This is a genomic window from Bacteroides sp., from assembly GCF_028690125.1.
In the GTDB taxonomy this organism is placed as follows: domain Bacteria; phylum Bacteroidota; class Bacteroidia; order Bacteroidales; family Bacteroidaceae; genus Bacteroides.
This window is the reverse complement of sequence record NZ_JAQVBV010000003.1, coordinates 248,376-254,375: the sequence shown is the minus strand read 5'-3', so window position 1 is coordinate 254,375 and position 6,000 is coordinate 248,376. Positions and strand designations below refer to the sequence as shown.

At 37.2% G+C, this 6,000-nt stretch carries 6 protein-coding genes; 4 read left to right on the top strand and 2 right to left on the bottom strand.

The features are described from left to right. The coding region (locus PHO71_RS03800; RefSeq protein WP_300199147.1) for a 30S ribosomal protein S15 at positions 1–162 on the bottom strand (162 nt) is incomplete at its 3' end. A gap of 156 nt (positions 163–318) precedes the next feature. Here PHO71_RS03800 and typA point away from each other — a divergent pair. The 3 genes from typA to PHO71_RS03785 all read left to right on the top strand — a co-directional run bounded on the left by typA (position 319) and on the right by PHO71_RS03785 (position 4,295). Beyond that, positions 319–2,118, top strand: coding sequence for a translational GTPase TypA (typA, locus tag PHO71_RS03795; RefSeq protein WP_300199127.1), 1,800 nt, complete (start codon positions 319–321; stop codon positions 2,116–2,118). A gap of 113 nt (positions 2,119–2,231) precedes the next feature. Then, the gene (locus PHO71_RS03790; protein ID WP_300199124.1) at positions 2,232–3,242 is read left to right on the top strand and encodes a hypothetical protein; all 1,011 of its coding nucleotides are present in this window, start codon (positions 2,232–2,234) and stop codon (positions 3,240–3,242) included. Positions 3,243–3,272: 30 nt separating this feature from the next. After that, complete coding sequence (locus tag PHO71_RS03785) at positions 3,273–4,295, top strand: hypothetical protein (RefSeq protein ID WP_300199120.1); 1,023 nt, start codon at positions 3,273–3,275, stop codon at positions 4,293–4,295. Between the two features lie 168 nt (positions 4,296–4,463). Here PHO71_RS03785 and PHO71_RS03780 read toward each other — a convergent pair whose 3' ends face one another. After that, complete coding sequence (locus PHO71_RS03780; RefSeq protein ID WP_300199117.1) at positions 4,464–5,441, bottom strand: GntR family transcriptional regulator; 978 nt, start codon at positions 5,439–5,441, stop codon at positions 4,464–4,466. Between the two features lie 391 nt (positions 5,442–5,832). On the opposite strand from PHO71_RS03780, the gene PHO71_RS03775 reads away from it, so the two are divergent. Beyond that, positions 5,833–5,976, top strand: a complete 144-nt coding sequence (locus tag PHO71_RS03775; protein WP_300199114.1) for a hypothetical protein — start codon at positions 5,833–5,835, stop codon at positions 5,974–5,976. The last annotated feature ends 24 nt before the right edge of the window (positions 5,977–6,000 follow it).

The window sequence follows — 6,000 nt, the reverse complement described above, 5'->3', positions numbered from 1 at the left end:
TCTCTCTGTACTATAATCTTTTCTGTTGAGCTTCATGTGCTCAGTCAGATGAGAAATACGGTGGGAAAACAAAGCTATCTGCGCCTCAGCTGAGCCAGTATCAGTGTTAGACTTTCCGTACTTTCCGAAGATTTCTTGCTTTTTAGCTGCGTCTAAATACATAATTTTTAGAATTTTGATATAGTAAATTATTCTTTTGAGCGTGCAAAGATAGATATTATCTTTATATCCTACAATGATTTACAGGAAAAAAATGTGGATATAGCATATATTTCTAATCCAATTTTAGTACCTTTGCGCCCAAATAATAGGTATTATATGCAAAATATTCGAAACATTGCAATCATTGCCCATGTCGATCATGGGAAAACAACGCTGGTAGATAAGATGTTATTGGCGGGAAATTTGTTCCGCAGTAACCAAAATAGTGGTGAACTCATTCTGGATAACAACGATTTGGAACGTGAGCGTGGTATAACGATTCTTTCCAAAAACGTATCCATCAATTACAACGGTACTAAAATTAATATCATTGATACTCCGGGGCACAGTGACTTCGGTGGTGAAGTAGAACGCGTGCTGAATATGGCCGATGGTTGTATTCTTTTAGTCGACGCTTTTGAGGGTCCGATGCCTCAGACGCGATTTGTATTGCAAAAAGCACTGGAAATCGGTTTGAAACCCATTGTAGTGGTAAACAAAGTCGATAAGCCGAATTGCCGTCCCGAAGAGGTCTATGAAATGGTATTCGACTTGATGTTCAGCCTGAATGCTTCAGAAGAACAACTTGACTTCCCCGTTATCTATGGTTCTGCCAAAAATAATTGGATGAGTACTGATTGGAAACAACAGACTGACAATATCACTCCCCTATTGGATTGTATTATCGAAAATATTCCGGCTCCCGAACAACTGGAAGGTACTCCCCAAATGCTGATCACTTCCTTAGATTATTCCTCATACACAGGTCGTATTGCCGTAGGACGGGTTCATCGCGGTATGCTGAAAGAAGGCATGAATGTAACACTCGTGAAACGTAATGGTGATAAGTTCAAGACCAAAATAAAAGAGCTTCATGTGTTCGAAGGTTTAGGCCGCATAAAGACCGACGTAGTTTCCTCAGGAGATATCTGTGCATTAGTAGGCATTGATGGATTTGAAATCGGAGATACAATCTGCGATTACGAAAACCCCGAAGCATTGCCACCAATCGCGATTGACGAGCCTACCATGAGTATGCTCTTTACAATTAACGATTCTCCATTCTACGGCAAGGATGGTAAGTTTGTAACGTCACGCCATATCCACGATCGACTCACCAAGGAACTCGACAAAAATCTGGCTCTTCGCATAAGAAAGAGCGAAGAGGATGGCAAATGGATTGTTTCCGGTCGTGGAGTACTGCACCTCTCTGTATTAATCGAGACGATGCGCCGCGAAGGATATGAGTTACAGGTAGGACAACCTCAGGTTATTTATAAAGAAATAAACGGTACAAAATGTGAACCGATTGAGGAACTTACAATTAATGTACCGGAAGAATATTCAAGCAAGATTATCGATATGGTGACTCGCCGCAAAGGTGAAATGGTGAAAATGGAGAATACAGGTGAACGCATTAATCTTGAATTTGATATGCCATCACGCGGTATCATCGGCCTCCGTACCAATGTACTGACAGCTTCGGCAGGCGAAGCAATCATGGCTCACCGCTTCAAAGAGTACCAACCTTACAAAGGAGAAATAGAACGTAGAACCAATGGTTCCATCATCGCAATGGAAAGTGGAACAGCATTTGCTTATGCTATCGACAAATTACAGGACCGTGGTAAATTCTTTATCTTCCCGCAGGAAGAAGTTTACGCAGGACAAGTAGTAGGTGAGCATGCGCATGACAAAGACTTGGTAGTAAACGTTACCAAATCGAAAAAGCTGACCAATACCCGCGCTTCCGGAACTGATGACAAGGCTCGTCTAATCCCCCCTGTTCAGTTCTCACTCGAAGAGGCGTTGGAATATATCAAAGAAGACGAATATGTAGAAGTTACTCCGAAAGCAATGCGTATGCGCAAAGTGATTCTGGACGAAATGGAACGTAAGCGCGCCAATAAGATATAACAGAACAATAAGAAATTATACAAGCAACGGGAGATAGAAAAGAATCTATCTCCCGTTATTTTTTTCTTTAAAGAAAAAAATATATATTTGCAATGAGCAAACAAACAGTACTTATGAAAATAAAAAATTGGTATTTATATATTCTTGTCATCGTAATAGTTTCTTGCAATAATGACAACAATGAATTAAATGAAAATCCATTTCCCAATTTCCCAATTGGGAAAGAGATTAATGTAAGTTTAATAGTCTCGCCGACATTAGAACAAGATACAGAGCCATTAATACGCACTTCATTTAACAAATCCGGCTTGTATGCAATCAATGTTTTTTGGAAAGGTAAGGGTATTACTTACTATCAGCCTTATGCTTCCGGGCTTTTCGACAACATTTCAGATATCAATATAGGCTTGATAGAAGGTTATAAATATCGCTTTGATTGCGGATTTCTCGAACAGAGCGAACTGCCATTTCACAGAACTCAAGATGGCCAAATACTTTATGGACTTCCCTTTTCATCTACCCTCCAAAAGGGTATAGATGGAACAGTTACTAACAAACTATCTGTCTCAATCAATCCATTAAACGCGAACGAATGCTTTTATCAGTCAATTTATCAAGGGAGTATGCACATCAAGTCGGACAGTATCAGTTCTCATCCAACTGTACATTATCTTTATGGCAGTAATGAATTGGATTTTCCTGTTGGGAGTAATTCCTATTTGCAAACTACTATTCAATTACAACGGGCTTATTATTCGTTACAATTTACAACAGATGACTTACACAATGGCGATTCCATCAAAATCCAAACAAAAGATATTGCACCACTTTACTTGTTATACTCCGACAACGGCACATCAAAAACTGAAGCGAAAGTGGTAACAATGACAGAAGTAGCCGGTTCATTTTATGGCACAATAAATAGTAAAGAAGTAGTTCTTTTTTCAATTGATTATCGACCGGCTGACGGTAAATGGAAAAATCTGTTCACAAACCAGGCAATAGAATTACAAAGAAATAAGAAAAACATCATTAAGATTAAAAAGATCAATGACCATATCAATGATATAGACTTTTCTCTGAATGAAAACGAACTTACTGAAGATAACAACCAAGAAATATAATAGATTAATTAACTCAAAAACACAGATAATATGAAACTCAAACAATGTGTCTCAATTTTCGGATACCTGTATCTAACATTTTCCCTAAGCTCTTGCGTCAAAGATAAAAATCTATTTGAAGAGCCGGAAATCACTTATTCTGAAGTACAACTAGATCTTGGAGGTGAATGTTTCAGTACCGAGCGTCCCTTAGAACGTGCAGTACCTAATTATACCCGAGATTTATTGGGAATTACGGTCACAATGCTGGCGGAAAATGATGGGACAACTGTATCAAAGCCTTATGCTTATGGTATTTTCAATGTGGGGACTACTTTAAATGATAAACTAAAATTAAACTTGATAGACGGATATCAATATCGTATTTCGTGTACAATGATTAAACGTGCCAAAGACTCAATCATGGTTGGAAACGAGATTCAATGCCCCTTGGATTTAGAACGAAATGGTAAAATACTAGGTACAGTTACCGATAAATTCATTACTGCCGAGCAACCTGACGGACAACAGAAGACTCTCTACAATCTCGAAAGTACCAAAATAAAAACAGGTAATCAGGACAACTATACTCGTCCCTTTGCTGAACGTTATCATGGTGTCCTTGAGAAAGGAGATATTAAAATGGGGAAAACAAATATTATTAAAATATATAGACGATTCTTCGGAGTAAAATTCAAACAAGCAGGTTTGCAAGCCGGTAAACTGAGAATAGAGATGGATGGTGCTCCGGCTATTTACCTTCCTGCAGCTCCAAATCCAAACTTAGGCACTACTGAAACAGAAGCGCAGATGGTCAGCATGAAAAATATAACTGCTGCCATTCCCGCCAACTCTCCACTTACCGAAGGAGTAAAAGTTACAGTATATCTCTGCCAGGAAGGCAAACAGGAGAAAATAATCCTCGCCACTTCATTAACCTTCAAAAGAAACTATATGCATACTATTGTACTCACTAATATCGACCACATGGGAACCCCTGGCAATGTAAGCATTGACATTGACGAAGAAGAAATGAAAGACGACTACCAACAAGATATCCCCTGGCAAGATTAATCGCAAGTACTCATTCACAAAGAGAACATTTTAATTCTATAATTGTGCCAAAGTGCTACAAATATGCCAATAAGGTAACACAGTTGTGCCACCTTATTGGCATATCTTCATTTATATATACAAAGAAAAATTGATAAATTACTAACTAAGACCACTAAATAAACACGCTTATAACGACCCGCGAATATTCAAATTCCAAGGATTTTCAATGGTTTCAATCGTCTTCTTGTTTATTAGAGAAAACATTGTACGGCCCATTAATTTAAAATCAGTAGAAAGAGTAGTAATCCCTCCTGCCAACACTTCTTTCAGAGGTGTATCATTATAGGAGATAATACCAAAATCTTTTCCGGGAATAAACTGCTGACGCTCAGCCTGCTTTAACAGATCAACTAAATCCCTGTCGTTTACCACCATATAAACTTCTTTCGGAGCAATCTCCCTTCCTTGAGTTTCTTCAATACATTCATGGGTAAAGTCATATTCAGCGCAGAAAGTGCACAACCCATTATATCGTTCAAAAGGTTCTTTCGAGTCCTTCTGAACCATAATAATATGTTTGTATTTCCTCAAATTAGGTAAGCCATATACCAACGCCTCATAAGTATCTTTCTCGAAATTCTGGAATACAGATGAATACTTGCCTTTCAATTCGGAATGAAAATGATCTAAAAGAAATACGTTGCCGGACAGGCTCTCCAGCAAAGGGCCAATACCTGCAAACTTACCCGACATAATTATATAAGTAGTATATTTATGATTGGCGTTATTTACCAAAGTCTCAAATACCCTCCGATTGTAATTATGGAAATAAAGATCGACAATTGCTGAATTGCCGATTGAGCCTATAAAGGAATTATAAAGATCTTCTTTAAACTCGTTGAACTCGTTAAAAAGCAAAAATATATTATGATTAAACGGAACACGAGTAGTTACAATATAGTAACCAACACCTGGATTTGATTCGATAATTCCTCTCGATTTTAATTCCCGTATCCCTGAAAAGACGGTATCTCGAGACAAACTAAACATCTCTCTAAATTCATTAATAGAAGGTATCCAATCACCCTTTTTCATTTTACCTTCATTAATTCCGTCAATCACATAATCAACGACTAATTTATACTTTGATTTATTACCTATCATTACTTTATCAATTTTTGCGCAAAGATACAAATATTACTCGCACACTGATACGGACTAGTACGTGTTTTACAACATACATACCAGTCCGTACTAGTATAAAATTTTATTTTATCTTTGCAGCGTATTCATATCCATACAATCAGAAAGTTAAATCAAATATTATAGCAAAAACATGACAAGTACAAAACTGCATAAATACTTAGTAGTTGTAATTATTCCCTTCCGAAACCGGTCTATAACTACTTTCACATTTTAAGCGGATACTAAATAAAGAAACATGATTTAGAAAACTAAATAACAACATCATAACTGAGGTTAAAAGGGCCCTCTCCTCATATATTGATGTAAAATAGAATTCAGGGCTCACCGAGAATACTAAAAATCAATTATTATGGAACACTTAATTAAATCAGTGGCTCAAATAATAGCAAAGCCTATTCAACACAAAAAGGCTACTATTACATTTGCCCCAGGCAAAACTGCCCTTTCCAGAGCACCGGCAATTAATTTTTCTAATTATATTCTAGATTACTAAGCACCTATTATTTATATAAATATG

Coding starts and splice junctions, on each gene's coding strand:
- PHO71_RS03775 (WP_300199114.1), top strand. CDS start 5,833: ATGGAACACTTAATTAAATCAGTGGCTCAAATAATAGCAAAGCCTATT.
- PHO71_RS03785 (WP_300199120.1), top strand. CDS start 3,273: ATGAAACTCAAACAATGTGTCTCAATTTTCGGATACCTGTATCTAACA.
- PHO71_RS03790 (WP_300199124.1), top strand. CDS start 2,232: ATGAAAATAAAAAATTGGTATTTATATATTCTTGTCATCGTAATAGTT.
- typA (WP_300199127.1), top strand. CDS start 319: ATGCAAAATATTCGAAACATTGCAATCATTGCCCATGTCGATCATGGG.
- PHO71_RS03780 (WP_300199117.1), bottom strand. CDS start 5,441: ATGATAGGTAATAAATCAAAGTATAAATTAGTCGTTGATTATGTGATT.